The following is a 26,431-nucleotide window of genomic DNA, read 5'->3' as shown; positions in this document are numbered from 1 at the left end:
GGCAACTGCGGACAAGCGCTTCGCCTGGTGGTCTTGGCGTCGCGGTTCTCGGCGTCAGAGCAGGCCGAGATCGGCAAGCTCACGCCTGAGCTTCGGCGGCATCTCGATCAGCCCGGCTTTACCCTTGCCGAGATCGGCCGGCGCGTCCGCCGGCTTCAGGTAGCGCCACCCCTGGAATGCACGGCGCGGTTGCCAGTCGGTGCGCACGACCTCGGGATCGAGGATCAGACGGCAACGGCCGATGCCCTCGTCATCGGTGAAGGTCTGGATTTCGGTGATCAGCTGGCGGCATTGGACATTGCCCTTGATCACCCAGTAGAGCGAACCGCCGTCGGTAATCTCGGCGCCGCGTGTCGGCACCATGCGGGTGGTGTGGTAGTGCTCGGCCGGTTCGCCAGCGCGGCGCCGCTCGTCGAGACGGAACGCAATCCACTCTTCCAGATCCTCGACGCTGTCACAGCCGACGCAAAGCTTTATGAGATTGAGAGACATCGTTTAAGGTTTAGTCCAGCACGCGAACGCGTCAACGGCCTGATCGACTTCTCCACAGTGGTGGTCCAGGCCGCCAGATTGGCGCTCAGCACTCCACGACATTGACGGCCAATCCGCCAAGGCTGGTTTCCTTGTACTTTTCGTTCATGTCGAGGCCGGTCTGGCGCATCGTCTCGATCGCGGCATCGAGCGGCACGAAATGAACGCCGTCGCCCTTGATGGCCAGCGAAGCGGCGGTCACCGCCTTGACGGCGCCAAGCGCGTTGCGCTCGATGCACGGCACCTGCACCAAGCCGCCGACCGGATCGCAGGTCATGCCGAGATGATGTTCCAGCGCGATTTCGGCGGCGTTCTCGACCTGCTCGGGTGTGCCGCCCATCACGGCGCACAGTCCCGCCGCAGCCATTGCCGAAGCCGAACCGACCTCACCCTGGCAGCCGACTTCCGCCCCCGAGATCGAAGCATTGGTTTTGATGATGCCGCCCACCGCCGCCGCCGTCAGCAGGAAATCGCGGATGCTGGGCTGGTCGGCTTCGGGATGGAAATGCAGCCAGTAGCGCAGCACCGCGGGCAGAGTGCCGGCCGCCCCATTGGTTGGCGCGGTGACGACACGGCCGCCGGCGGCGTTCTCCTCGTTGACCGCCATCGCATAGATCGACAGCCAGTCATTGGCGAGCAGCGGGTTGGGCCGGTTCTGCTGCCATTGCTCTTGCAGCTTGTCGTGCAGCATGCGGGCACGACGGCGCACTTTCAGTCCGCCCGGCATGATGCCGTCTTGCGACAGGCCGCGCTCGATGCACCCCTTCATGGCGCTCCAGATGCCGTCGAGGCCGGCGTCGAGCTCCTCGCGCGACATCTGCGTCTCCTCGTTGACGCGCTTCATCTCGGCAATGGAAAGCCCGCTTCTCGCTGCCATGGACAGCATTTCGACGGCGTTCTTGAACGGATACGGAACCTTCTTGCCCTCTGTTGTCGCCGAGCCCCTTGCCTTCAGCCGCTGCAGTTCTTCCTCGGACACTACGAAGCCGCCGCCGATCGAATAGTAGACGCGCCTCAGCAGCAAGCGGTCGCCGGCATCATAGGCAGAGAAGGCCATGCCATTGGCGTGACCCGGCATCGGCGTCTTGCGATCCAGCACAAGATCCGTTGCCGGGTCGAAACGATAAGACGGATGGCCGGGCGGCGAAATCCGCTTCTCGGCGGCGATGCGAGCGATGATGCCGTCCGCCTGGTCGGGATCCACCGTCTGCGGCGTCTGGCCGGCGAGGCCGAGCACCACGGCACGATCGGAGCCATGGCCGATGCCGGTATAGGCGAGCGAGCCATGCAGGCTGGCCGCGATGCGGTCGACCTTGGCGCCGGCCGGGCGCGGCCAGTCGTCTCCCGCAATCTCGTCGAGAAAACGCCGCGCAGCCGTCATCGGCCCCATCGTGTGCGAACTCGATGGGCCGATGCCGATCTTGAACAGGTCGAAAACCGAAAGGAACACGTGGGCGTTTTCTCCTGGGACCCTGTTGAGGTCTACATATAGGAATTCCCATGATGTTTTCAGCTGTTTTGAAGATTGCGGCGCTGCGCCTGCCGACCTTGTTTGCTCCGGCAGCGACATTCCAGCTTCGGCCATCGAAGCGTCCCCTCCGCCTGTGGTAAAAGCAACGCATGAGCGATTCCTTTCATCTATCGATGGCCGACCCTGCGGCGCTGGGGTTCTTCCTTGCCGCGTGGGTGCTGCATACGCTCGCCGCAGACGGAATGCTGGTCAGCCGCGTGTCGCTGACGAGGGCGATGAACGCGCAGCGCGAGGCCTGGATGCGGACCATGGCCGAGCGCGAGATCCGCATCGTCGACACCGCCATCATGAGCGGCCTGCAGCAGGGAACCGCCTTCTTTGCCTCGAGTTCGCTGATTGCGATCGGCGGCTGTTTTGCCCTGCTCGGCGCCTCCGATCAGGTTCTGACCGTGCTGAGCGACCTGCCGTTTGGCGCTACGTCCTCACGCGCGGCGTTCCAGACGAAGGTGTTCGGGTTGGTGCTGATCCTGGCCTTTTCCTTCTTCAAGTTCGGCTGGGCTTACCGGCTGTTCAATTATTGCTCGATCCTGATCGGCGCCGTGCCGATTCCGCATGGCGAGGCGTCGCGCAATCCGGTCACCGAAACGGCAGTCTGGCGTGCGGCGCGCATGAACATGCTGGCCGGGAAGCATTTCAATTCGGGCCTGCGCGGCGTGTTCTTCTCGATTGGCTATCTTGGCTGGTTCGTCGATCCCGCCGTTTTCGTGCTATCGACGCTGCTGCTGCTGGCGGTGCTGGTGCGCCGCCAATTTTTCTCGGCGGCGCGGCAGGCGGTGCTCGGTCAGCCGCCCGGCCCGGGAAAAGGCCGATCGATGCGGCCCGACAGCCAATAGGCGATGAGCCCTATCCATTCGCGGATCGCAACAGTGCTGACCTCCAGCCAGTCGCCGGGATAGGGGAACGTGGTGATGCCTTCCCTACCGGAGGTGCGATAGTCGACTGGCCACGGAACGGTCGAAAAGCCGGCTTTGTCGAACAGCGCCTTGGCGCGTGGCATGTGGAAGGCCGAGGTCACCAGCAACCAGGTCTCGCCCGGTTTCGGCGTCACCAGTTCCTTGGTAAAGACAGCATTCTCGTAGGTGTTGCGGGATTTGTTCTCGAGGATCAGCCGATCGGCCGCCACGCCGAAAGCGGCGAAAAGACGCGGCGCGGTATCTGCATCGCCTTCGCCGCCGCGGAACGTTTCGATGCTGCCACCGGAGATAACGACTTTCGCTGTCGGAAACCGCCGCGCCAGCACGGCCGCCTCGACCATTCGGTCGCCGCTGGAGTTCATTTCGTAGCCACCACGCACCAGATTGACGGCGCCATCCAGACTGCCCCCAAGCACTATGATACCGTCAACCTTTTCCGGCAGCGGCGGCCTGGGGAAGCGTTCCTCCAGCCGATTGAGCATCATGGGGCCGAGCGGGCTCCATGTCGAAACCGCCAGAATGAGGAAGGCAAGAGCGCTGCCGGCGGTCGCCAACCGTCGCCGGCCGAACATCGCCGCGACCAGCCCCGCCAGCAGCAGGAAGATCGTGAGATTCAACGGCTGGACGAAGAACCATAGAATCTTGGAGACATAGAAGAACATCCCTCACCCCCTCAGATGAGAAACGATCCTACCACCATTTTTCCGGCTGAAGTGTGCCGGCCGCCTGTTCGATGACGTGGGCGGTCTGGAACAGCGTTTCCTCGTCGAAGGGCCGGCCGATTAGCTGCAGGCCGAGCGGCAGCCCCTTGGCGTCGAGCCCAGCCGGGACCGCTATGCCGGGCAGGCCGGCCATGTTCACCGTCACCGTAAAGATGTCGTTGAGATACATTTTGACCGGGTCGGCTGCCATGTCCTCGTCGGCGATGCCAAAGGCGGCGGACGGCGTTGCCGGCGTCAGAATGACGTCGACGCCTGCGGCAAACACATTTTCGAAGTCACGTTTGATCAGGGTTCGAACCTTCTGCGCCTGCAGATAGTAGGCATCGTAATAGCCGGCGGAAAGCACATAGGTGCCGATCATGATACGGCGCTTGACCTCGCGCCCGAAGCCGGCGGCGCGGGTGTTTTCATACATGTCGACAATGTCCTTGCCGGGCACGCGCAACCCATAGCGGACGCCGTCGTAACGGGCGAGGTTGGACGAAGCTTCGGCGGGCGCCACAATGTAATAGGCCGGCAGCGCGTATTTGGTGTGCGGCAGCGAGATATCGACGATCTCGGCACCGGCATCCCTCAGCCAGGCAATGCCTTTCTGCCACAGCGCCTCAATCTCCGCCGGCATGTCGTCGACACGATATTCCTTTGGGATGCCGACCTTCATGCCTTTGATCGGGCGGCCGATCGCCGCCTCGTAGTCCGGCACCGGCAGGTCGACGGACGTCGTATCCTTCGGGTCAACCGAAGCCATCGACTTCAACAGGATCGCGGCGTCGCGGACGTCGCGCGCGATCGGCCCGGCCTGGTCGAGCGACGAGGCGAAGGCAACGATGCCCCAGCGCGAACAGCGGCCATAGGTCGGCTTGATGCCGACTGTGCCAGTGAAGGCGGCGGGCTGGCGGATCGAGCCGCCGGTGTCGGTGGCGGTGGCGCCGGCGCACAGGAAGGCCGAGACCGCTGATGCCGAGCCACCGGACGAACCGCCCGGCACCAGTTGGGCATTGTCCAACGTGCGCGCGGTCCTGGTGCCGCCCGCCGAAACGAAGCCGCCCTCGCCCTGATGTGTCGTCGGCATCACCACTGTGTCGAGGCGCGAACGCCGCCACGGGTTGATGACGGGCCCGTAATACGAGGTCTCGTTGGACGAGCCCATCGCGAACTCGTCCATGTTGAGCTTGCCGAGCATGACGGCGCCATCCGCCCACAGATTGGCGGTGATAGTCGATTCATAGCGCGGCTTGAAGCCATCCAGCACATGGCTGCAGGCCTGGGTGTGGACGCCTTCGGTGCCGAACAAATCCTTGATGCCGAGCGGGATACCCTCGAGCGACCCGCCCTCGCCCTTGGCCAGTTTCGCGTCGGAGGCCTTGGCCATGTCGCGCGCCCTGTCGTCGGTGACCACGACATAAGCATTGAGCGCCGGATTGGCTCGCTCGATCGCCGACAGATAAGCCTCGGTGATTTCGGTGGCGGTGATCTCCCTGGAGCGCAATTTGGCGCGGGCCTGCGAAATCGTCAGCTGGGTCAGGTCGCTCATCAGGCAAGGCTCTTTTCGTAAAACACCGACCACTCAGAATCGGGATAATTCAGCACCGGGCCGCAACGCGAAAAACCAGCTCGTTCGTAGACGGTCCAGGCGGCGGGATGACGGTCGCCCGTCTCCAGCACCAGACGCTTAAGCCCTTCTTGGCGCGCCAGCGCCTCGATACGCTCGACAATCTTGGCGCCGATCTTGCGGCCGCGATGCGAAGGTCGCGTATACATGCGCTTGACCTCGCCTACGACAGCATCGTGGCGCTTCAATGCGCCGCAACCGATGGCAAGGCCGTTGTCGCGGGCGATGAAGACGGTCGTGTCGCGGTCCGCCATCTGCTCGACCGTCAAATGGTAGCAATGCTCCGGCCGCGTCAGCTCCAGCAATGTGGCATTGAGCTCCTCGACCAGCCCGCGCACATCGTCCTGCAGCGGCGTCTCCGCGGCGATCTCGATTGCCATCGGCCTGCTACTCCACGACCTTCGGCACAAGGAAGAAATTCTCTTCGGTCGCCGGCGCGTTGGCGACGATGTCGGCTGCCTTGCCGCCGTCGGTGACGCCGTCCTGGCGCTTTTTCATTGCCATCGGCGTGACCGAGGTCATCGGCTCGACGCCGGAAACATCGACCTCGTTTAACTGCTCGACAAAGCCCAAAATGGCGTTCAGTTCGCCGGTCATGCGCTCTGCATCCTCCTCGCTCACCGCAATGCGGGCAAGATGCGCGACGCGCTTCACGGTTTTTATATCAACGGACATGTTCGTGCCTCGGGGAAAACCAGCGCTATAGCGGCGCAGCGCGTGCCGCGCAACATGCATCGTGCCGACAACTGCCCTATGGCATCGCCACGCCGTCGCAGAGGAAATAACTGCCGCCGTTGCCGCTCTGCTCGCCTTCGTCGGTGGCAGGCCGAACCGATACCAGGTCGATCTGCTTCGGGCTCATCTGTGTCAGTGAGAGAACATCGGGAAAGACGTAGCCCGGCTCCTGGCATATAGCGGTCACCGCCCAGCTTGGTGAGCGTGTCGCTTTGGTGATCTGCAGGAATTCACAATTATATTCGATGCTTTCCAGGCCATTTGCCGACAGCACGATATTGCCACCCTCGATCACCGTCTGCAGCGTATCCTTTTTGGCCTGCGCGCAGAGGTCCTCCGATTGCAGATAGACGCCCTCGATGAAATTCTCCGCGGCCAGCGTCGGCGACGCGGCAACCAGCATGGAAATGCAAAGAGAATTTCTCAAGCGCATCGTATCGTTCCGGACCGGCTTTCTTTACAGCGTAATCGTCTCGCCGATCTTCGGCAACGCCACTTTCACACCTGTTCCGTCCAGCCCGGCCACGAATTTGTCGGCGGTCTGATCGATCATCGGAAACGTGCCGAAGTGGGCGGGAACGACGGTCTCGAACTTGAAGAAACGCTGGCAGGCAAGGGCTGCCACCGCGCCACCCATGGTGAAGCGGTCGCCGATCGGCACGATGCCGATCTTCGGTTCATGCAACTCGTTGATCAGCGCCATGTCGGAAAAAATATCGGTGTCGCCCATATGATAAAGCGTCTTGTCCTCGGGGAAGTGCAGGACGAGCCCACCCGGATTGCCGAGATAGGTATTCTGGCCACCCTCGCCCGGAAAGGACGATGAATGCAGAGCCTGAACGAAGGTGGTGGTGAAGCCGCCGCAATCGACCGTACCGCCGATATTGCCGGGATTGATCTGCTTGTCACCGACGCCCTTGCCGACCAGGTACATGCAAATCTCGAAATTGGCGACCAGCATCGCGCCGCTCTTCTTGAGCACTTCGATGGCGCCGCTGATGTGGTCACTGTGGCCATGGGTAAGCAACACGTGCGTGATCCCTTCGGCCGGCCCTTCCCAGCCGCCCGTCCACGACGGGTTGCCGACCAGATAGGGGTCGATCAGGATTTTCGCGCCTTCGATTTCGATTCGGAATGCCGAATGTCCGTACCAGGTCAGTCTCATCAATGCTTTCCTCGATTTTTGTTTCGGTAGAGGATAGAACGCCGACGGCGAAATTAAAGTGCCACGCACGCTTTGCGCGTATAGGACGTGCGGCGTCGCGGTCAAAGGAAAAGCCGTTGGGCATCATCACCATCGAGGAGTTGCCGGCCCGGCTCGGCGGCGGCAAAACCCTGGCCGGTCTCGACCTCGGCGACAAGACGATCGGCGTGGCGGTTTCCGACCGTGGCTTGTCCTTCGCGCACCCGCGCCCTGTCATCATGCGCAGGAAATTCTCGCTCGATGCCGCAGTGCTGCTCGCTCTGCTACAGAAGGAAAATGCCGGCGCCGCGGTGATCGGCCTCCCCATCAACATGGACGGCTCGGAAGGCCCGCGCGCCCAAAAATCCCGCGCTTTCGTGCGCAATATGGCTGGATTGACCGATCTGCCGTTCGTCTTTTGGGACGAAAGGCTGTCGACGGTGGCGGCCGAGCGGACGCTGATCGAGATGGATTTTTCCCGCAAGAAACGCGCCGGCAAGATCGATTCTGCGGCGGCCGCTTTTATCTTGCAGGGCGTTCTCGACCGCCTTCAGGCGCTCGGCGTCGATGCCTGGTCGAAATAGCGGTTGCGCATCGTCGTGATCCAGCCGCCGATTGCCTTGCGGCGGCGAAATGCCCAGAACGCCATCAGCAGCAGCCCGTCGAATACGCAAGCTTTTGCCACCATGCCCGGAATGAGCGCGGGATCGACGCCGAGCATCTGTCCATAGAGCTGGAAGACGAGATCGTGCAATTGGCGGCTCAGCATGACATAGCCGAAATTGATGTCGTTGAGCGACAGAAAGAACCAGCCCCAAAACAAGAGGAGCGGAGCCGCCCACAGCGCGAACAAGGTGCGCATTAGCGGTCATCCCTCGAATCCAGCCGGCCGGAAATGCGGGCAAGCGAGGAATTATGCGCCGCTGCCTTGGCCATGACATGCGCGGCCGCTCGGATTTCGCCGGTTCCTGGAACTGCCGCGGCAACGGCCGACCGCCGCTCGGCGAGCATCGCGACATAGGACGCCAGAAGTGCCGCCAATTGCACCGCGACAACCATGAACAGCCCATTGATGCCTTGCGCGGCGCCGCCGATGACTATCAGCGACAGCACGCCCAAGGCGGAGATGAAGGCGATCCGCACGACGCTGTCGGCGGGGTCCGGGTTGGTCGCGTCGCTGGTCAGTGCTTCAACAAAGGCCCAGCAGAACAGCACCGCGACGACAAGCAGTGCCACGGCGAGCGGCGCCACGACGACGGCGTTTTCGAGATCGGCAAATCGAGTGTTCTGGACGGGAACGCCGAGCACGCCAAGGGCCGTCGCGACGCCTCGATTTCCGTCGATGCAGATGAACGCCAGCAGGGCGAAAACGGCCGCCCAATGCAATGCCAGAAAAGAGCTCAGAATATGCCGCATGACGCTCCTGCTTCGCAGGGCAAAGCCGCTCAAGCTGAACAATCCTTGCCTTAACCATAACACTGGGCTTTGCCACCGGTCGCCGCAATGGAAACCATTCGTTAAGGTTAACGGCCATCCACAGGCGGCGCGAGAGCGGCAGCGAATTGGGCGACGGCACTTAGTTGATCGGCGGGTAGAGCGTATCGATGATCATGCGCGCATCATGGCGCGAATCGATCATGCCATAGGTATTGCGCCACTGGCCGGCGAGGCGCGTTTCGACGAAGGCGTCGGCGATCCGCCCTGCCCCCAGCCTGCGAAGCTCTGCCGCCGCCGCCGACAATGCCAATTGTTCTGTCAACAGCCGCGCCGAGCCCTCGTCGGTAGCCGCGACCTGCATTGCCGCCTTGAGCACGCCGACGGTGCCGCGTCCGCCTGCACCGAGATCGCGGTCGATGCCCGACAGCACGTCATCGAACAGGCCGGGTGCACGCCCCAGCACACGTAGCACGTCGAGCGCCATGACGTTGCCTGAACCTTCCCAGATCGCGTTGACCGGAGCTTCGCGATAGTAGCGGGCGAGCGGCCCCTCTTCGACATAGCCGTTGCCGCCGAGGCACTCCATTGCTTCATAGAGCAGCGGCGGCGCGATCTTGCAGACCCAGTATTTGACGACCGGCGTCATGGCGCGGGCGAAGGCCGCCTCGCCGCGGTCGCCGGCTGCCTCGTCGAAGGAGCGCGCCAGCCGGAACGACAGCGCGGTAGCGGCGGCAACGTCCAGCGCCATATCGGCCAGCACACGCTGCATCAGCGGCTGCTCGATCAGATTGGTTCCAAACACCTTGCGGTGGCGCGTGTGGTGGACAGCCTCGGCCAGTCCGGCCCGCATGATCGCCGACGAGGCGACGGCACAGTCGAGCCGCGTCAGGGTCACCATGTCCATGATCGTCTTCACGCCGGCGCCGGGCTCGCCAACCATCTCGCCGATGGCATTGACGAATTCCACCTCCGACGAGGCATTGGATCGATTGCCGAGCTTGTCCTTCAGCCGTTGAAAACGGAAGCCGTTGCCGGATCCGTCGCCAAGCAAGCGGGGCACGAGAAAGCACGACAGTCCCTCCGGCACCTGTCCGAGCACCAGGAAGGCATCCGACATCGGCGCCGACATGAACCATTTGTGGCCGGTCAGGCGATAAAACCCACTGCCGGCCCGCTCGGCCCTGGTGACGTTGGCACGGACATCGGTGCCGCCTTGCTTCTCGGTCATGCCCATGCCGAGTGTCAGCCCGGCCTTTTCGACCGGCGGCTTTTGGCTTTGATCGTATTTCCGCGTCGTCACCCGAGGCGCCCATTCGCGAAACAGCTTCGGGCTGGCCATCAGGGCTGCCAGCGAAGCGCTGGTCATGGTGATCGGGCAGAGATGCCCGGTCTCGAGCTCAGCCGTGAGATAAAAGCGCGCGGCACGCACCTGGTGGCGACGGCCGATCTCGGCATCGCCATTCTCCCAGACCGACGAATGCAGCCCGTTGGCAACAGAGCGGCGCATCAGCGCGTGATAGGCGGGATGGAACTCGACCTGGTCGATGCGCCGGCCCTGGCGATCATGGGTCCTGAGCTTCGGCGTCTCGACATTGGCAAGACGGGCCAACTCCTGCGCCTCATGGGTCAGAACGAAACGACCAAGCCCGTCGAGGTCCTTGCGGACCGGATCGGAAAAGCGCTCGGCAAGCTGGATCAGCAACGGATCGCCCCGCCAGGCGTTGCCGCCGGCCAGCGGCGGCGGCTGGTTGGTCACGTCGTCAGTCACGCTTCGTCCTTATCACCTGAAGGCTGCGAATCCAAAGCCAAGGCGGTTTATAGCCTATGGCCAACGGCGCGCGACGAAAATACCGGGGAGAACCAATCCAATCCCAAGCCGGTGCTTGCAGCCGCGAGGCCTCCCCCCTATAGCAGCGACTTGAGATGACCGACGCATCGTCCCTGCCACTTTATCCCCACCGCCATCTTCTGGGCATCCGCGATCTTTCCCCCGCCGATATCGAGCTTCTGCTCGACCGGGCGGACCGGGCCGTTGCCATCTCTCGGCAGTCGGACAAGAAGACATCGACGCTGCGCGGCCGCACCCAGATCAATCTCTTCTACGAAGCCTCGACCCGGACGCAATCGTCGTTCGAGCTGGCCGGCAAACGGCTCGGCGCCGACGTCATGAACATGTCCGTAGCGAGCTCTTCGGTGAAAAAGGGCGAAACGCTGATCGATACGGCGATGACGCTGAACGCCATGCGTCCCGACATATTGATCATCCGCCATCAATCGGCCGGTGCGGCAGCACTTCTTGCCCAAAAAGTCGGCTGCTCGGTGGTCAATGCCGGCGACGGCGCCCATGAGCACCCTACCCAGGCGCTGCTCGACGCACTGACCATCCGCCGCGCCAAGGGTCAGCTGTCGAAGCTGATCGTGGCGATCTGCGGCGACATCCTGCATTCGCGCGTGGCGCGCTCCAACATCATCCTGCTCAACGCGCTTGGTACCCAGGTCAGGGTCGTCGCCCCTTCGACGCTTTTGCCCTCCGGCATCGAGAAGATGGGCGTCATCGTCACCCGTTCCATGGCCGAGGGTCTGAAGGACGCCGACGTGGTGATGATGCTGCGCCTGCAGCGCGAACGCATGGAAGGCGCTTTCGTACCGTCGGTGCGCGAATATTTCCGCTATTTCGGCCTCGACGCCGAGAAGCTGAAAGCGGCCAAGGATGGCGCGCTGGTCATGCATCCCGGCCCGATGAACCGCGGCGTCGAGATCGCCTCCGAGATCGCCGACGGCCCTCAAAGCGTCATCCAGGAACAGGTTGAGATGGGCGTCGCCGTACGTATGGCGGTGATGGAAGCACTGCTCGATCCCCGTCGAAATCACGAGGGCCGCGGCGCATGAGCATAGCGATCTTCAGCCGAGCCCGCATTGTCGACCCGTCGCGCGGCATCGATGAGGTCGGTACCGTCATGGTCGAAGGCCGCAAAATCGTTGCGGCCGGCAAGGCGGCCTTGAACCAGGGCGCGCCCGAAGGCGCCACGATCATCGACTGCGCCGGCAAGACTATCATCCCCGGATTGATCGACGCGCGCGTCTTCATCGGCGAACCCGGCGGCGAACACCGCGAGACCATTGCTTCGGCGAGCATCGCGGCGGCGGCCGGCGGCGTCACCTCAGTCGTCATGATGCCCGATACCGACCCGGTGATCGACAATGTCGCATTGGTCGAGTTCGTACTGCGCACCGCCAAGGACACTGCAATCGTCAACATCTTTCCGGCGGCAGCGATCACCAAGGGGCTGGAAGGCCGCGAGATGACCGAATTCGGCCTGCTGCGCGAGGCCGGCGCGGTCGCCTTCACCGACGGCCGCCATTCTATTGCCAGCGCGCTGGTGATGCGCCGCGCGCTGACCTATGCGCGCGATTTCGGCGGCATCATCGCGCATGAAACCCAGGACGCCGATCTCGCCTCGGCCGGCGTCATGAACGAAGGCCTTTACGCAAGCTGGCTTGGCCTTGCCGGCATTCCGCGCGAAGCCGAATCGATTCCCCTGGACCGCGATCTCGCGTTGGCTCGGCTGACCGGGGGCGCCTATCACGCTGCCAAGATTTCGACGGCTATGGCGGCAAACGCGGTAGCACGCGCGAAAGCCGATGGCGCCAACGTCACATCAGGCGTGTCGATCCACAATTTGTCGCTCAACGAGAACGATGTCGGCGAGTACCGCACCTTCTTCCGGCTGACGCCGGCGCTGCGCGCCGAGGAAGATCGGCTGGCGATGATCGAAGCGATCAAGGACGGCACCATCGACCTCATCGTCTCCTCCCACGACCCGCAAGACGTCGACACCAAGCGCCTGCCCTTTGCCGATGCCGCGGCCGGCGCCATCGGGCTGGAAACGCTGCTGGGCGCAGCGCTGCGGCTCTATCACAATGGCGACGTGACGCTGCTGCGGCTGGTCGAAACACTGTCGACCGCGCCGGCAAGATTGTTCGGCCTGCCCGGCGGCACACTGAAACCGGGCGCGTTGGCCGATCTTGCGCTTGTCGATCTGGACGAGCCATGGGTCGTCAGCGAGAGCGGCATCCGCTCGCGCTCGAAAAACACCTGTTTCGAAGGCGCGCGGCTGCAAGGCAAGGTCTTGCAAACGATGGTGTCGGGCCGCACAGTGTTTTCGGCGTAGGACGGAGCGGCCGTCACGTCTTTAAATCCGCTCGGCCAAGGAAAGTTCGGGGGGGAACAATGGTTTACAGTCCCGTCTTGGCATTGGTGTTCGGCTATCTTCTCGGCTCGATTCCGTTTGGCCTGCTGATCACCCGTGCCGCCGGCCTCGGCGACGTGCGCAACATCGGCTCCGGCAACATCGGCGCCACCAATGTGCTGCGCACCGGCAACAAGAGCTTGGCCGCGGCCACGCTGCTGCTCGATGCGCTGAAGGGCACCGCGGCGGTGCTGATCGCAGGCCGCTTTGCGCCCGAGCTCGGACTTTGGGCCGGCTTCGGCGCGTTTTTAGGCCATCTCTTTCCGGTCTGGCTCGGCTTCAAGGGCGGCAAGGGTGTCGCCACGTACCTTGGCGTGCTGATCGCCCTTGCCTGGCAGGGGGCGCTGATCTTCGCCGTCGTCTGGCTGGCGGTGGCCTTCCTGTTCCGCTTCTCCTCGCTTGCGGCACTGACGGCAGCGGTGGTCGTGCCCGTGGCCCTGTATTTCCTGAGCACGCAGCAGATTGCCGGGCTTTTCGCGGCAATGAGCCTCATCGTCATCGTAAAGCACCGCGCCAACATTGCGCGGCTGCTTGCCGGCACCGAGGGTAAGATCGGGGCCAAGGAGTGAGCGAGCCCAATGCCGGGCCGCGCCTCAGCGACCGGCAGCGGCTGAGCTGGCTTCGTCTGATCCGTACGCCGAATGTCGGCCCGGCTTCCTTTCGCGACCTGATCAACCGGTTCGGTTCGGCCGAAGCAGCGTTATCGATCCTGCCGGAGCTGATGATTTCGGGTGGCGCCAAAAAAATCGCCCGCATTCCGTCCATTGCCGAGGCCGAGGCGGAGCTGGAGGCAGCCAGGCGTGCGGGCGCCCGCTTTGTCGGCATCGGCGAGGCGGACTATCCGCCGCTGATGAAAAGCATGGATCATCCGCCGCCGCTGCTCGCGGTCAGGGGCAACAGTGCGGTGTTCCGCTTGCCAGCGGTCGCCATCGTCGGCGCTCGCAACGCATCGCTGGCCGGCATCAAGATGGCGCGGATGCTGGCGACGGATCTCGGCCGCGACGGCTATGGCATTGTCTCCGGCCTGGCGCGCGGCGTTGATACGGCCGCGCACCAGGGCAGCCTTTCGACCGGCACGATCGGCGTGCTCGCCGGCGGCCTCGATTTGCCCTACCCGCCCGAAAATGCCGGCCTGTGCGACGAGATCGCCGAGCGTGGCGGCGCCATCATTTCCGAAATGCCGTTTGGCTGGCAGCCGCGCGCACAGGATTTTCCGCGCCGCAACCGGCTCGTCGCCGGTGCTGCATTGGGATTGGTCGTGGTCGAGGCCGCACAGCGCTCCGGCTCGCTGATCAGCGCCCGGCTGGCCGGCGAGATGGGCCGCCTGGTTTTCGCCGTTCCCGGTTCGCCGCTCGATCCGCGCGCCGCCGGCACCAATGGCCTGCTCAAGGACGGCGCCACTCTTGTCACCGAGGCCGCCGATATCACCAGTGCGATCGCGCCGCTGGTCGGCGTCTGGACGCCAAGGACATCGCCGCTCGAAGAGCCGCCCGACTTTTCGGCAACGCCGCCGCCGCGCGAGGACGACCGCGACCGCGTCGTCGAGGCGCTCGGCCCGACGCCGGTAGCAGTCGACGAGATCATCCGCCACACCGGCCTGCATCCCGCTCAAGTGTTCATGGTGCTGCTGGAGCTCGACCTCGCCGGCCGGCTCGAACGCCATGCCGGCGGCAACGTCTCACTGATCTGACCGAGAGCTTGCGCATGTCCCGGCAAGCAATTCCGCTGTGATCCCGATGGCCGATTCGAGCAACAAACCAAAGCAGACGCTGTTCGCTCGTACGACGACCCTTGTCTGGTCAGCGCTGAGCGTCATGCTGGCGCTGCAATGGTCGATGGATCTCGGGATGTCGGGTTTTCCCGACGGCTACATAACGCCCTTCGCAAGAGCGACCAGCACGCTTCTGGGCATTCTGACGGCAGCCTGCATGGCCCAGGGTCTCTACTTTTTCCTGGCCGGCGCGTTCGGCAGGAAGGTGAGCGCCCTCGGTCTTTTCCTGCAAATCCTTGCCGCAGCGGTTCTCACTGTGGTGCCAGTGCTTATCGTGAAGGATTGTCCGCATTCACAGCTGTGCAGCAATGCCTATGAGGCACTCACCGGCACGATGATGGACGATGGCGCGGGCGGCTAAGGCCACTGCATGCGTTCGGCACGAGGTTGTCACCCATGTCTTAGGTACAAACTGTTACCCATGTCTCCGGCCGTACAATTTTATTGATGGTGAGCGCGATGGGATTCGAACCCATGACCTACTGATTAAAAGTCAGTTGCTCTACCGGCTGAGCTACGCGCTCCCGCGGGCTCAGAAAGGCCGCCCTCGAAATTGCGCGGAACATAGGGAGAGTGCCTCTGCCGGTCAACCGGAAAAAGACGGCTCCCAAACCGGACTTTCCTGCCGTGTCATGCATGCCGTGCGGTGCACTTCGGCGTTGACGGAACTGCCTCCCTCTCGCGCAAGGCCGAAGCTAGCGCTTTGCGGCACAAGCGCAAGCAGCGAATCGGGAGAACCTTTGCAGATCAGCAACTTGGGATTTTTAGCGGAACAATTTGCGCAGCCTGCCCGTTTTTCCGCGACAAGGGACACGCGTTTCAAGGAGAAGATCATGAATAGGATCATGTCGTGCCTGCTGGCGACCACCCTTTCGATCTCATTCGCTGCCGCGGAGATCGTGCCAGTCAACGCTCAGCCCAGCTATGCGCCCCCTGCCCAGGGGCTCACCTCGAATGTCCAGACCGTCCAGTACGAGCCGTGGCGGAGGCACAGGAGTTTCAACCGCGATTTCTCGCGGCGCAGTTTTGCGCGTGAGGACGGCATGTATTGGCGTGGCCATCGCGGCTATCGCGAATATCGTCGCGGCTATCGCCGTCACGGTGACTACTGGTTCCCCCTGGCAGCCTTCGCCACCGGAGCGCTGATTACGGGCGCCATCGTCAACAGCCAGAATCGTGTCTATCGTGGCGATGCCCATGTGCAGTGGTGCTATGACCGTTATCGGAGCTATCGCGCTTCTGACAACACTTACCAGCCCAACTACGGTCCGCGCCGGCAGTGCCGGTCGCCTTACTGAGTCCTAGCTTAGAGGCTGCAAGCCCGCGCCCGAAACGGCGCGGGTTTTTCATTAGTGCGAATCTGGTGGCATCCCTGCCTATCGCATGCTTAGCGTCCTGCGCACAGCGTGGCGCCAACCTGCCAGCTTGGCGGCACGTGTCGAAGCATCCATGTCCGGCTTGAACCGGCGCTCGAGCGCCCAACTCCTGGCGAATTCCGCGGCCTTCGGCCAGACACCCGCCTTCGAGCCGGCCAGCCAAGCCGCACCGAGTGCAGTCGTCTCGAGAATTGTCGGCCGGTCGACCGGCGCATCGAGAATGTCGGCCAGCCGCTGCATGGTCCAGTCCGACGCCACCATGCCGCCATCGACCCTGAGCACGGTCTGGACCGAGGCGCCCTTCCAGTCCTTGCGCATGGCATCAAGCAGATCGCGCGTTTGGAACGCTACGGATTCCAGTGCCGCGCGGGCAAATTCCGCCGGCCCCGAATTGCGGGTCAGCCCGAAGATGGCGCCGCGCGCCTCGGCATCCCAGTGCGGTGCGCCGAGCCCGACGAAAGCCGGCACCAGATAGACGTTCTGCGTTGGATCGGCTTCCGCCGCCAATTTGCCGCTCTGCTCGGCCTTGCCGATCACCTTGATGCCGTCGCGCAGCCATTGTACGGCGGCGCCGGCGATAAAGATCGAGCCCTCCAGTGCATAGGTGGTCTTGCCGTTCAGCCTATAGGCGATGGTGGTCAAAAGCCGGTTCTTCGAACGCACCAGATCGCTGCCGGTGTTGAGCAGCGCGAAGCAACCGGTGCCGTAGGTCGATTTCATCATGCCCGGATCGAAACAGGCCTGGCCGATCGCCGCCGCATGCTGGTCGCCGGCCACACCGAGGATTCTGATCTCTGCACCAAACAGGCTTTTGTCTGTGATTCCAAAATCATCGGCACAATCTTTCACCTGCGGCAGCATTCTTGCAGGTATGCCAAGAATGGCCAGCAGCTCGTCGTCCCAGGCGTTTTGTTCGATGTTGTAGACCAGTGTGCGCGAGGCATTGGTGGCGTCAGTGGCGTGGACCTTGCCGCCAGTCAGGCGCCAAATCAGAAAACTGTCGATGGTGCCGGCCAGCAGTTCGCCCTTCTCGGCGCGTTTTCTGGCGCCCTTCACCTTGTCCAGCATCCAGGCGATCTTGGTGCCAGAGAAATAGGGATCGAGTAGCAGGCCGGTCTTTTTTGTGAATTTCTTCTCCAGCCCCAGCTTCTTCAGTTTCTGGCATAGCGGCGCGGTGCGGCGGTCCTGCCAGACAATCGCGTTGTGGATCGGCTTGCCGGTCTCTTTGTCCCAGATGACGACTGTTTCGCGCTGGTTGGTGATGCCGATCGCGGCGACTTCCGCTGCGTTGCGGTCGGCTGTCTTCAGCGCGGCCTTCACCGTTTCCACGACGCTTGCCCATATCTCCTCGGGATCGTGCTCGACCCAGCCGGACGCCGGATAATATTGGGTGAATTCCTTTTGCCCGCTGCCGACGACCATCATCTTGTCGTCGAACAGGATCGCCCGGCTCGATGTCGTTCCCTGGTCGATTGCAAGGATGTATCCGGTCATTCTCTCTCCCGTCGAAGCGAATTCAAAGGTGCTACGGTGTCTCGACGCCAGATGGCGCGGAGCCGTTCACGCAAACAGGGGAGACGGCAACATGCCGCCTCCCCTGAGCATGGCGATGCGGGCGCGGACGCCCGCATCAAACGGTCCTATTGCTGCCAGCTCTTCACCAGCTCGTCGTAGTTGATGGTGACCGGCTTTTCCTTCTCGTTCTCGATCTTGAGCTGAGGAGCGAGATTGCCCTTCTTGACCGCGTCGGCGTTCCAGTAGGCGAGGTCATGCTCTTCGGCCATCTTCGGGCCAATATCGCCCTGAACGCCCGACTTCTCGATGCGGCTCATCACCTTTTCCTGCTCGGCGCAGAGCGAGTCCATCGCTTCCTGCGCGCTCTTGGCGCCCGACGAAGCATCGCCGATCGCCTGCCACCAGAGCTGTGCCAGCTTCGGATAGTCCGGCACGTTGGTGCCGGTCGGCGACCACTGGACGCGCGCCGGCGAGCGGTAGAACTCGATCAAGCCGCCGAGCTTTGGCGCACGTTCGGTGAAGCTCTTGTCGTGGATCGTGCTCTCGCGGATGAAGGTCAGGCCGACATGGCTCTTCTTCACGTCGACCGTCTTCGAGGTGACGAACTGCGCGTAGAGCCAGGCGGCCTTGGCGCGGTCGGTCGGCGTCGACTTCATCAGCGTCCAGGAACCGACGTCCTGATAGCCGAGCTTCATGCCGTCCTTCCAGTAGACGCCATGCGGCGACGGCGCCATGCGCCACTTCGGCGTGCCGTCGTCGTTCAGCACGGCCTTGGCGCTGGCGTCGACCATGCTGGCGGTGAAGGCGGTGTACCAGAAGATCTGCTGGGCAACCGCGCCCTGCGCCGGAACTGGCCCCGATTCGGAGAAGGTCATGCCTTGGGCTTCCGCCGGTGCATAGGCCTTCAGCCAATCGAGATACTTCTGGATGGAGTAGACGGAAGCCGGACCATTGGTGTCGCCGCCGCGCGCCGTGCAGGAACCGACCGGACGCGAATTCTCGTCGACCTTGATGCCCCATTCGTCGACAGGCAGACCGTTTGGAATGCCCTTGTCGCCATTGCCGGCCATCGACAGCCAGGCGTCGGTGAACCGCCAGCCGAGCGACGGGTCCTTCTTGCCATAATCCATATGGCCGTAGACCTTCTTGCCATCGATCTCGCGGCCGGTGAAGAACTCGGCGATGTCCTCATAGGCCGACCAATTGACAGGCACGCCGAGGTCGTAGCCGTATTTGGCCTTGAAGTCCGCCTTGTTCTTCTCGTCGTTGAACCAGTCGTAACGGAACCAGTAGAGGTTCGCGAACTGCTGGTCGGGAAGTTGGTAGAGCTTCTTGTCGGGCGCGGTGGTGAACGAGGTGCCGATGAAATCCTTCAGGTCGAGATTCGGGTTGGTGACATCCTTGCCGTCGCCTGCCATCCAGTCGGTCAGGTTGCGCACCTGCTGGTAGCGCCAGTGCGTGCCGATCAGATCGGAATCGTTGACCCAGCCGTCATAGAGGTTCTGGCCGGTCTGCATCTGGGTCTGGATCTTCTCGACGACGTCGCCTTCCTGGGTGACGTCGTGCGTAACCTTGATGCCGGTGATGGCTGTAAAGGCCGGCGCCAGCACCTGCGATTCATACTGATGCGTGGCGATGGTTTCGGAAACCACCTTGATATCCATGCCGGCGAAAGGTTTCGCGGCATCGATGAACCATTGCATTTCGGCTTCCTGGCCGGCGCGGTCGAGCGTCGACAGGTCGCCGATTTCCTTGTCCAGGAAGGCCTTGGCCTCGTCCATTCCGGCATAGGCGTTGCTTGCCCCGAGCAACAGGACAAGCGCAGTTGTTGATGTCAAGAATTGCCGTCGCATGTATTTCCTCCACTGTTAAAGTTCAAAGTGCGATCTGGATCGGCGGCCGGCACGCCGCCGTTCCAACAGTTTCCCCCTCTATACGTAGCGGAACACGCCGACGGCGTAGACCACGGAGAGAGCGAGAGCCCACCACAGATTGGGTCCGACTAGACCCAGCCAAGCGAGATGGATAAAGGCGCTGCCAAGCAGCGACAGGAACAGGCGGTCGCCGCGCGTCGTTTCGAAGCGCAGCACGCCGACGCGCGGATTGCCGCCCGGCGAGACGTATTCCCACGCCGCCATGCCGCAAAGCAGCAGAAAGATGGTTCCAAAGAAGGCCGCGGTCGGCCACGTCCAGGCCATCCACGAAAAATCGAGGTTGGACGAGAGGTTAAATCCCCACAGGCGGATATTGGCCGGATCGCTGAAGCCTACCGTTATTGCCACGAAATCGATTTGAAGTGCCACCCAGGCCACGACGACCAGGGCGAGAAACAGCACGGCCCACCACCAGGGGCTTCTGTCGACCTGCTCCATCATACCCTCCCCAGGGCAAAGCCCTTGGCGATGTAGTTGCGCACAAACCAGATGACGAGCGCGCCGGGAATCAGCGTCAGCACGCCGGCTGCGGCGAGCAGCCCCCAATCCATGCCGGCGGCCGAAACGGTGCGGGTCATGGTCGCGGCGATCGGCTTGGCGTCCGTGGTCGTCAGCGTGCGGGCGATCAGCAGCTCGACCCACGAGAACATGAAGCAGAAGAAGCACGCCACGCCGATGCCGCTCGCAATCAGCGGCATGAAGATCTTGATGAAGAAGCGCGAGAACGAATAGCCGTCGATATAGGCGGTCTCATCGATCTCCTTCGGCACGCCCGACATGAAGCCTTCGAGGATCCACACCGCCAGCGGCACGTTGAACAGGCAATGCGCCAGAGCCACGGCGATATGGGTGTCGATAAGGCCGAAGGCCGAATAAAGCTGGAAGAATGGCAGCGCGAACACCGCCGGCGGCGCCATGCGGTTGGTCAGCAGCCAGAAGAACAGATGTTTGTCGCCGAGGAAGCGATAGCGCGAAAAGGCGTAGGCAGCAGGCAGTGCTGCGGCCACCGAAATCACCATGTTCATAACCACATAGGTGATCGAGTTGATGTAGCCCGAATACCAGGACGCGTCGGTGAAGATGGTGCGGTAATTCGCCAATGTCGGTGCGTGCGGGTAGAGCGTCAGCGACGAGACGATCTCGCCATTGGTCTTGAAGCTCATATTGATTAGCCAGTAGATCGGCAAAAGCAGAACGATGATGTAGAGCGTCGGCACGATCCACCACCAACGCGACTCCTCGCCGCGACGGCGCATCAGCCGCGCGATCTCGTCCTGCCGCAGCGTGCTGGCTAATCCTTGCGAAGCTGTCGTCTCGCTCACTCTGTCGGCTCTTTCGTCAGCGCGGCTCATCTCAGCGCTCCGCGTCGTAATTGGTCATCACGGTGTAGAACACCCATGACAACAACAGGACGATAAGGAAGTAGACCAGCGACATAGCCGCCGCCGGGCCGAGGTCGAACTGGCCGAGCGCCGTCTTGACGAGATCGATCGAAAGAAAGGTCGTCGAGTTGCCGGGTCCGCCGCCGGTCACCACGAACGGTTCGGTGTAGATCATGAAGCTATCCATAAAGCGCAGCAGCACGGCGATCAGCAGCACGCGGTTCATCTTCGGCAGCTGGATGTAACGGAACACCGCCCAGCGCGAGGCACCGTCGATCTTGGCCGCCTGATAAAAGGCATCCGGGATCGAGACCAGGCCGGCATAGCAGAGCAGAACGACGAGGCTGGTCCAATGCCAGACGTCCATGATGATGACCGTGACCCAGGCGTCATAAGGGTCTTGCACATAATTATAGTCGATGCCGAGCGCGTTGACGTAATAGCCGAGCAGGCCAATGTCGTTGCGCCCGAACACCTGCCAGATGGTGCCGACGACGTTCCATGGGATCAGCAGCGGCAACGCCATCAAAACAAGGCAAACCGGCACGCCCCAACCCTTCTTCGGCATATTGAGCGCAATGAAGATGCCGAGCGGCACTTCGATCGCCAGGATGATGAAGGAGAAGACAAGGTTGCGGATCATCGCTTGCCAGAAGCGGCTGGAGGAAAGCAGTTCCTCGAACCACTCGGTGCCGGCCCAGAAGAAGACGTTGTTGCCGAAAGTGTCCTGCACCGAATAATTGACAACCGTCATCAGCGGTATGACCGCCGAGAACGCCACCAGCAGCAGCACCGGCAGCACCAGGAACCAGGCTCTGTTGTTCCAGGTCTTTTCCACTTCAGGCTCCCATCTCGACGCGCCAGGAATCGGCATAGATGTTGATGCCGGCCGGGTCGAACCGCACCTTCGGATCGGCCGGAACTGTCTCGTCCTCGCCGATGACGGCGGCGATCTCGCGCCCTTCGAGATTGGCACGGACCACCTTATGGCGGCCGACGTCCTCGATCTTGCTGACCCGGACCGCCATGCCCTGGCTTCCCAGGCGCACATATTCGGGACGGATGCCGAGCTCGATGGCGCCGCCGCCCGCCTTGGGCACGCCCGGCAGTTCGATCTGCTGCGAGCCCAGCTTCGCGGTCTTGCCGTCGATCGCCACCGGCATGACATTCATGCCGGGCGAGCCGATGAAATAGCCGACGAAGGTGTGACGCGGGCGCTCGAACAGCTCCGCCGGTGTGCCGATCTGCACGATTTCGCCGTCATACATGACGACCACCCTGTCGGCGAAGGTCAACGCCTCGGTCTGGTCGTGCGTGACATAGACCATGGTGTAGCCGAAGCGGCGGTGAAGCTGCTTCAACTGCGAGCGCAGCACCCATTTCATATGCGGGTCGATGACGGTCAAGGGCTCGTCGAACAGGATGGCATTGACGTCGGAGCGCACCAGCCCGCGTCCGAGCGAGATTTTCTGCTTCTGGTCGGCGGTCAGTCCGCGCGCCTTGCGTTTGGCCATATCGGCCAGCCCGGTCATCTCCAGCGTCTCGCGCACCTTGCGGTCGACGTCGGCCTCCGGCACGCCGCGATTGCGCAGCGGGAACGCCAGATTGTCGTAGACGGTCATCGTGTCGTAGATCACCGGGAACTGGAACACCTGGGCAATGTTGCGCTCTTGGGTCGACAGATTGGTCACGTCCCTGCCGTTGAACAGCAGCTGGCCGTGCGAGGGATGCAGCAATCCCGAAATGATGTTGAGCAGCGTAGTCTTGCCGCAGCCGGATGGGCCGAGCAGCGCATAAGCGCCGCCGTCCTCGAACGTGTGGTGCACTTCCTTCAGCGCAAAATCGGCATCCGTGCGCGGGTTCTGCAGATAGGTGTGGCGGATATGATTGACATCGATGCGCGCCATCGCTTCCTCCTAAGCCGCCAGCTTCGGCGCGGCCACGGCGCGGCCGTGCTCGTCGAAGACCATGATGTGGCGCGGGTCGATGAACACCTCGACCTCCTCGTCCGGCTCGAAGTCACGAATGCCGTGGGTCAGCATCACCCAGCGCGCATCGGCAAAATCGAGATGGATGAAGCTTTCCGATCCCGTGATCTCAGTGATCGTCACCTTTGCGCGCACCGGCACTGCGGCGGCGTTGGGCCGATCGAGGGAAAGATGATGAGGCTGGAAGCCGATCGTATAGATCGCATCGGCAATGCCGAAGAGTTCGGCCGGCACCGGCAATTTCACGCCGCCCTCGAGCAGGAAATCCAGGCCCTTCTTGGCAAGCACAATGGTGTTGAGCGGCGGATCCGCGAAGGTTCTCGCCGTCACCAGATCGACCGGTTTGCGGAACACTTCGATGGTCGGCCCGAACTGGGTGATGCTGCCTTCGGAAAGCGTCGCCGTGTTGCCGCCGAGCAGCAAGGCCTCGTGCGGCTCGGTCGTGGCATACACGAAGATCGTGCCGGCGGCCGCGAAGACCTTCGGCAGTTCCGCGCGCAATTCTTCGCGCAGCTTGTAGTCTAGGTTGGCGAGCGGCTCGTCGAGCAGCACGAGGCTGGCATTCTTGACGATGGCGCGGGCCAGCGCGGTGCGCTGCTGCTGGCCGCCCGACAGACTGAGAGGCGTGCGGTCGAGATAGGGCGTGAGTTTGAGAAGGGCGGCGGCATTGCGCACCTCCCTGTCGATCGTTGCCTGATCCGTGCCGGCCACCCGCAGCGGTGAGGCGATGTTTTCGTAGACCGTCATCGCCGGATAATTGATGAATTGCTGGTAGACCATGGCGACGTTGCGCTTTTGCACCGGCATGCCGGTGACATCCTTGCCATCGAACCGGACCGAGCCGGAGGTCGGCACGTCGAGGCCCGCCATCAGCCGCATCAGGCTGGTCTTGCCGGAGAGCGTCGGCCCGAGCAGGACGTTGAGCGAGCCGTGCTGAAGCGTCAGCGAGACGTCGCGGATATGTTCCGCCGCACCCACCGTCTTCGTCACGTTTCTCAGTTCAAGCATGATGCCTCCTCCCAGGCTTTCTGCATCAGTCGGCCGTCCCTATTCGGCAGCCGCTACGTGCTGCCGGCTTATTCCGCGCATGAACTCGTCGAGCACTGCCGCCTGCTCACGGCTGAGACGCAGGCCGCGCTTGGTCCGGCGCCACAATACATCCTCGGCAGTCATCGCCCATTCGTTTTCGACGAGGTAGCGCACCTCGGCCTCGTAGAGATCGGCGCCGAAGTTGCGGCCAAGATCGGCGTTCGACTTGGCGAGGCCCAGCAGCTTCCTTGCGCGGGTGCCATAGAGCCGGGTCAACCGGCGGGCCAGCCGCGCGTCGAGGAACGGGTACGCCGTTTTCAGTTTCGCTACCTCGCCATCGAAGCCGGTGACGGGAAAGTCACCGCCGGGCAGCGGCGTGTTTGCTGTCCATGGCTTGCCTCGCTTGCCGAGAAAACCCTCGATCTTCTCGAGCATTGATTCCGACAATCGGCGGTAGGTGGTGATCTTGCCGCCAAAGGCGTTGACGATCGGGGCGGCACCCTCGCCTCCATCGGCCTTCAGCACATAGTCGCGCGTGGCTTCCTGCGCCTTTGAGGCGCCATCATCGTAGAGCGGGCGCACCGCGGAATAGGTCCAGACGATATCCGACGGCTTGACCGGCTGCGCGAAATATTCGCTTGCCGCAGCGCAGAGATAGTCGATCTCGGCATCACTGATCCTGACGTCGTGCGGATCGCCGGGATAGTCCCGGTCGGTGGTGCCGATGAGCGTGAACTCGTCTTCGTAGGGGATGGCGAAAATGATGCGCCCGTCCTTGTTCTGAAAGAAATAGGCGCGTGGGTCGTCGAATTTCTTGCCAACGACGATGTGGCTGCCTTGCACGAGGCGGACATTGTGCACGTCGTTCAGGCCGACGGTGGCCGAAAGAACCTGGTCGACCCACGGGCCCGCGGCATTGACCAGCAGCCGCGCCTTGACCTCCTCGGTATCGCCGGTCCGCACGTTTTCAAGCCTGACCGTCCAGAGATTGCCTTCACGTCGGGCGCTGACGACCCTTGTACGGGTTCGAATGATAGCGCCGCGCTCAGTGGCGTCACGGGCATTCAACACAACCAGCCGGGCATCGTTGACCCAACCGTCCGAATATTCGAACGCCTTTCGAAACAGCGGCTTCAGCGGCTTGCCGGCCGGATCCTTGGCCATGTCCAAGGTTTTCGTCGGCGGCAGCAATTTGCGCCCGCCAATATGGTCGTAGAGGAAAAGCCCGAGCCGGATCAGCCAGGCCGGACGCAGCCCCTTGGCGTATGGCAGCACGAAGCGCATCGGCCAGATGATATGCGGCGCGTTCCTCCACAGGACCTCGCGTTCCATCAGCGCTTCGCGCACCAGGCGGAATTCGTAGAATTCGAGATAGCGCAAGCCGCCATGGATCAGTTTGGTCGAACCCGAAGAAGTTCCGCTGGCCAGATCGTTCATCTCGGCAAGAAAGACCGAAAAGCCCCGCCCAACGGCATCGCGGGCGATGCCGCAGCCATTGATGCCGCCACCGATGACGAAAATGTCATGGATCGGTGATGCGCCCAAAGAGTCCTCCCTCGATTTCGCATTGCAGCATTTTTGGGTTCTTGCGAAACCGTACGGGAATTATTTCGAAATGATAACGAATGTCAAACGAAATATGGTTGGCGACAGATGTCGCAACGGCACCTCTAAGAGAGCGACGTTTCGATCAGCTGAACCTCTGCCTCCTGGCAGATCTTGCGCACCGACGGGATGTCGCAACGATCGGTGATGAAGGTGTTGACCTGCGACAGATGGCCGATGCGGACGGGCGCGGTGCGCTCGAATTTGGTCTGGTCCGACACCAGGATCACATGCCGGGCGTTGGCGATGATCGCCTGAGCCACCTTCACCTCACGAAAATCGAAGTCGAGCAGTGCGCCGTCATGGTCGATGGCCGAGGCGCCGATCACCGCAAAATCGACCTTGAACTGCCTGATGAAATCGACCGCTGCCTCGCCGACCACACCGCCGTCGGAACCGCGCACGACACCGCCGGCGATTACCACCTCGATCGAAGGATATATGCGCATCCTGTTGGCAACATTGATGTTATTGGTGATGACCATCAGGCCGCTGTGATCGAGCAGCGACTTACTGACAGCTTCCGTCGTGGTCCCGATATTGATGAACAGAGACGCGTTGTCCGGGATCAGCCGGGCTGCTGCGCGACCGATCGCCTCCTTCTCCTCGGCGGCGATCTTACGCCGAGCCTCATATTCCATGTTCTCGATGCCGGACGGGAACAATGCCCCGCCATGAATGCGGGACAAAAGCCGCTGGTCGCAGAGATCGTTGAGATCCTTGCGGATCGTCTGCGGCGTCACGTTGAAATGCGTCGCCAACTCCTCGACCAGTACGCGGCCATGATCTTTGGCCATCTGGATGATTTCGGAATGACGCGGCGACAGATACATCTAGCAACCTCTCATTTTCGTTTTTCTCGTCTATAGCTGAAAACGAAAGCCATGAACAGGTATGAGCCGGCTAATGAACATCG

The 26,431-nt window shown here is 62.4% G+C and carries 28 protein-coding genes and 1 tRNA gene; 8 read left to right on the top strand and 21 right to left on the bottom strand.

Annotated elements, in window-relative coordinates:
* Positions 1–54 precede the first annotated feature (54 nt).
* Both E5W70_RS00375 and E5W70_RS00370 read right to left on the bottom strand, forming a co-directional pair.
* Positions 55–492, bottom strand: coding sequence for a DUF1489 family protein (locus E5W70_RS00375; protein ID WP_292653494.1), 438 nt, complete (start codon positions 490–492; stop codon positions 55–57).
* Between the two features lie 85 nt (positions 493–577).
* Positions 578–1,981 carry an L-serine ammonia-lyase gene (locus E5W70_RS00370; RefSeq protein WP_292653493.1) on the bottom strand — a complete coding sequence of 468 codons (1,404 nt, stop codon included), beginning with the start codon at positions 1,979–1,981 and terminating at the stop codon, positions 578–580.
* A gap of 170 nt (positions 1,982–2,151) precedes the next feature.
* Between E5W70_RS00370 and E5W70_RS00365 the strand changes: the two genes are divergently transcribed.
* Positions 2,152–2,895 (top strand): DUF599 domain-containing protein, encoded by a 744-nt coding sequence (locus E5W70_RS00365; RefSeq protein ID WP_292653492.1) that lies wholly within the window; start codon positions 2,152–2,154, stop codon positions 2,893–2,895.
* Here the strand turns inward: E5W70_RS00365 and E5W70_RS00360 are convergent.
* The 6 genes from E5W70_RS00360 to E5W70_RS00335 all read right to left on the bottom strand — a co-directional run bounded on the left by E5W70_RS00360 (position 2,844) and on the right by E5W70_RS00335 (position 7,210).
* Positions 2,844–3,638 (bottom strand): YdcF family protein, encoded by a 795-nt coding sequence (locus E5W70_RS00360; protein WP_292653491.1) that lies wholly within the window; start codon positions 3,636–3,638, stop codon positions 2,844–2,846. The two genes, E5W70_RS00365 and E5W70_RS00360, sit on opposite strands and share 52 nt — an antisense overlap.
* Before the next feature lie 28 nt (positions 3,639–3,666).
* Complete coding sequence (locus tag E5W70_RS00355; RefSeq protein ID WP_292653490.1) at positions 3,667–5,232, bottom strand: amidase family protein; 1,566 nt, start codon at positions 5,230–5,232, stop codon at positions 3,667–3,669.
* Positions 5,232–5,690 (bottom strand): GNAT family N-acetyltransferase, encoded by a 459-nt coding sequence (locus tag E5W70_RS00350; RefSeq protein WP_292653489.1) that lies wholly within the window; start codon positions 5,688–5,690, stop codon positions 5,232–5,234. Before E5W70_RS00350 ends, E5W70_RS00355 begins: the two co-directional genes overlap by 1 nt.
* 7 nt (positions 5,691–5,697) lie before the next feature.
* Positions 5,698–5,985, bottom strand: coding sequence for an Asp-tRNA(Asn)/Glu-tRNA(Gln) amidotransferase subunit GatC (gene gatC, locus E5W70_RS00345; RefSeq protein ID WP_292653488.1), 288 nt, complete (start codon positions 5,983–5,985; stop codon positions 5,698–5,700).
* Positions 5,986–6,061: 76 nt separating this feature from the next.
* Positions 6,062–6,478, bottom strand: a complete 417-nt coding sequence (locus E5W70_RS00340) for a hypothetical protein (RefSeq protein WP_292653487.1) — start codon at positions 6,476–6,478, stop codon at positions 6,062–6,064.
* Between the two features lie 24 nt (positions 6,479–6,502).
* On the bottom strand, positions 6,503–7,210 hold the full coding sequence (locus E5W70_RS00335) for a metal-dependent hydrolase (RefSeq protein ID WP_292653486.1): 708 nt from the start codon (positions 7,208–7,210) through the stop codon (positions 6,503–6,505).
* Between the two features lie 116 nt (positions 7,211–7,326).
* Here E5W70_RS00335 and ruvX point away from each other — a divergent pair, with 116 nt between their 5' ends.
* Positions 7,327–7,812 carry a Holliday junction resolvase RuvX gene (ruvX, locus tag E5W70_RS00330; protein ID WP_292653485.1) on the top strand — a complete coding sequence of 162 codons (486 nt, stop codon included), beginning with the start codon at positions 7,327–7,329 and terminating at the stop codon, positions 7,810–7,812.
* On the opposite strand, the gene E5W70_RS00325 is transcribed toward ruvX, so the two are convergent.
* The 3 genes from E5W70_RS00325 to E5W70_RS00315 form a co-directional block, all read right to left on the bottom strand.
* Complete coding sequence (locus tag E5W70_RS00325; protein ID WP_292653484.1) at positions 7,779–8,090, bottom strand: DUF6105 family protein; 312 nt, start codon at positions 8,088–8,090, stop codon at positions 7,779–7,781. The genes ruvX and E5W70_RS00325 overlap by 34 nt on opposite strands.
* The gene (locus tag E5W70_RS00320) at positions 8,090–8,644 is read right to left on the bottom strand and encodes a hypothetical protein (RefSeq protein ID WP_292653483.1); all 555 of its coding nucleotides are present in this window, start codon (positions 8,642–8,644) and stop codon (positions 8,090–8,092) included. The genes E5W70_RS00325 and E5W70_RS00320 overlap by 1 nt, the downstream gene beginning before the upstream one ends.
* Before the next feature lie 160 nt (positions 8,645–8,804).
* On the bottom strand, positions 8,805–10,433 hold the full coding sequence (locus E5W70_RS00315) for a DNA alkylation response protein (RefSeq protein ID WP_292653482.1): 1,629 nt from the start codon (positions 10,431–10,433) through the stop codon (positions 8,805–8,807).
* 155 nt (positions 10,434–10,588) lie between these two features.
* On the opposite strand from E5W70_RS00315, the gene E5W70_RS00310 reads away from it, so the two are divergent.
* From E5W70_RS00310 to E5W70_RS00290, 5 genes are read left to right on the top strand one after another with little or no spacing between them, the layout of a single operon-like run.
* Positions 10,589–11,554, top strand: a complete 966-nt coding sequence (locus E5W70_RS00310) for an aspartate carbamoyltransferase catalytic subunit (protein WP_292653481.1) — start codon at positions 10,589–10,591, stop codon at positions 11,552–11,554.
* Positions 11,551–12,837, top strand: coding sequence for a dihydroorotase (locus E5W70_RS00305; protein ID WP_292653480.1), 1,287 nt, complete (start codon positions 11,551–11,553; stop codon positions 12,835–12,837). The genes E5W70_RS00310 and E5W70_RS00305 overlap by 4 nt, the downstream gene beginning before the upstream one ends.
* Positions 12,838–12,896: 59 nt before the next feature.
* Positions 12,897–13,484, top strand: coding sequence for a glycerol-3-phosphate 1-O-acyltransferase PlsY (gene plsY, locus E5W70_RS00300; protein WP_292653479.1), 588 nt, complete (start codon positions 12,897–12,899; stop codon positions 13,482–13,484).
* The gene (gene dprA / locus E5W70_RS00295; RefSeq protein ID WP_292653478.1) at positions 13,481–14,605 is read left to right on the top strand and encodes a DNA-processing protein DprA; all 1,125 of its coding nucleotides are present in this window, start codon (positions 13,481–13,483) and stop codon (positions 14,603–14,605) included. The genes plsY and dprA overlap by 4 nt, the downstream gene beginning before the upstream one ends.
* 46 nt (positions 14,606–14,651) lie before the next feature.
* A complete protein-coding gene (locus E5W70_RS00290; protein WP_292653477.1) occupies positions 14,652–15,047 on the top strand; it encodes a hypothetical protein in 396 nt (131 codons plus the stop codon).
* An 87-nt stretch (positions 15,048–15,134) separates the two neighbouring features.
* On the opposite strand, the gene E5W70_RS00285 is transcribed toward E5W70_RS00290, so the two are convergent.
* A tRNA-Lys gene (locus tag E5W70_RS00285) sits at positions 15,135–15,210 on the bottom strand.
* Between the two features lie 309 nt (positions 15,211–15,519).
* Between E5W70_RS00285 and E5W70_RS00280 the strand changes: the two genes are divergently transcribed.
* A complete protein-coding gene (locus tag E5W70_RS00280; RefSeq protein WP_292653476.1) occupies positions 15,520–15,984 on the top strand; it encodes a BA14K family protein in 465 nt (154 codons plus the stop codon).
* A 78-nt stretch (positions 15,985–16,062) separates the two neighbouring features.
* Here the strand turns inward: E5W70_RS00280 and glpK are convergent, their stop codons facing one another.
* The 9 genes from glpK to E5W70_RS00235 all read right to left on the bottom strand — a co-directional run bounded on the left by glpK (position 16,063) and on the right by E5W70_RS00235 (position 26,348).
* Positions 16,063–17,556: a glycerol kinase GlpK gene (gene glpK, locus E5W70_RS00275; RefSeq protein WP_292653475.1), complete on the bottom strand. Its 1,494-nt coding sequence runs from the start codon at positions 17,554–17,556 to the stop codon at positions 16,063–16,065.
* A gap of 146 nt (positions 17,557–17,702) precedes the next feature.
* A complete protein-coding gene (locus E5W70_RS00270; protein ID WP_292653474.1) occupies positions 17,703–19,430 on the bottom strand; it encodes an ABC transporter substrate-binding protein in 1,728 nt (575 codons plus the stop codon).
* A 78-nt stretch (positions 19,431–19,508) separates the two neighbouring features.
* Complete coding sequence (locus E5W70_RS00265; RefSeq protein WP_031211283.1) at positions 19,509–19,775, bottom strand: DUF2160 domain-containing protein; 267 nt, start codon at positions 19,773–19,775, stop codon at positions 19,509–19,511.
* Between the two features lie 173 nt (positions 19,776–19,948).
* Positions 19,949–20,863, bottom strand: coding sequence for a carbohydrate ABC transporter permease (locus E5W70_RS00260; protein WP_292653473.1), 915 nt, complete (start codon positions 20,861–20,863; stop codon positions 19,949–19,951).
* 1 nt (position 20,864) lies between these two features.
* Positions 20,865–21,731 (bottom strand): sugar ABC transporter permease, encoded by an 867-nt coding sequence (locus E5W70_RS00255; protein WP_023674893.1) that lies wholly within the window; start codon positions 21,729–21,731, stop codon positions 20,865–20,867.
* 1 nt (position 21,732) lies between these two features.
* Positions 21,733–22,800: an ABC transporter ATP-binding protein gene (locus E5W70_RS00250; protein WP_292653472.1), complete on the bottom strand. Its 1,068-nt coding sequence runs from the start codon at positions 22,798–22,800 to the stop codon at positions 21,733–21,735.
* 9 nt (positions 22,801–22,809) lie between these two features.
* On the bottom strand, positions 22,810–23,889 hold the full coding sequence (locus E5W70_RS00245; RefSeq protein ID WP_292653471.1) for an ABC transporter ATP-binding protein: 1,080 nt from the start codon (positions 23,887–23,889) through the stop codon (positions 22,810–22,812).
* 39 nt (positions 23,890–23,928) lie between these two features.
* A complete protein-coding gene (glpD, locus tag E5W70_RS00240) occupies positions 23,929–25,455 on the bottom strand; it encodes a glycerol-3-phosphate dehydrogenase (protein ID WP_292653470.1) in 1,527 nt (508 codons plus the stop codon).
* A 125-nt stretch (positions 25,456–25,580) separates the two neighbouring features.
* Complete coding sequence (locus tag E5W70_RS00235) at positions 25,581–26,348, bottom strand: DeoR/GlpR family DNA-binding transcription regulator (protein ID WP_023674889.1); 768 nt, start codon at positions 26,346–26,348, stop codon at positions 25,581–25,583.
* Positions 26,349–26,431: the final 83 nt, after the last annotated feature.

Source organism: Mesorhizobium sp. (assembly GCF_005063415.1).
Taxonomy (GTDB): Bacteria; Pseudomonadota; Alphaproteobacteria; order Rhizobiales; family Rhizobiaceae; genus Mesorhizobium.
This window is presented reverse-complemented; position numbering and strand designations above follow the sequence as displayed.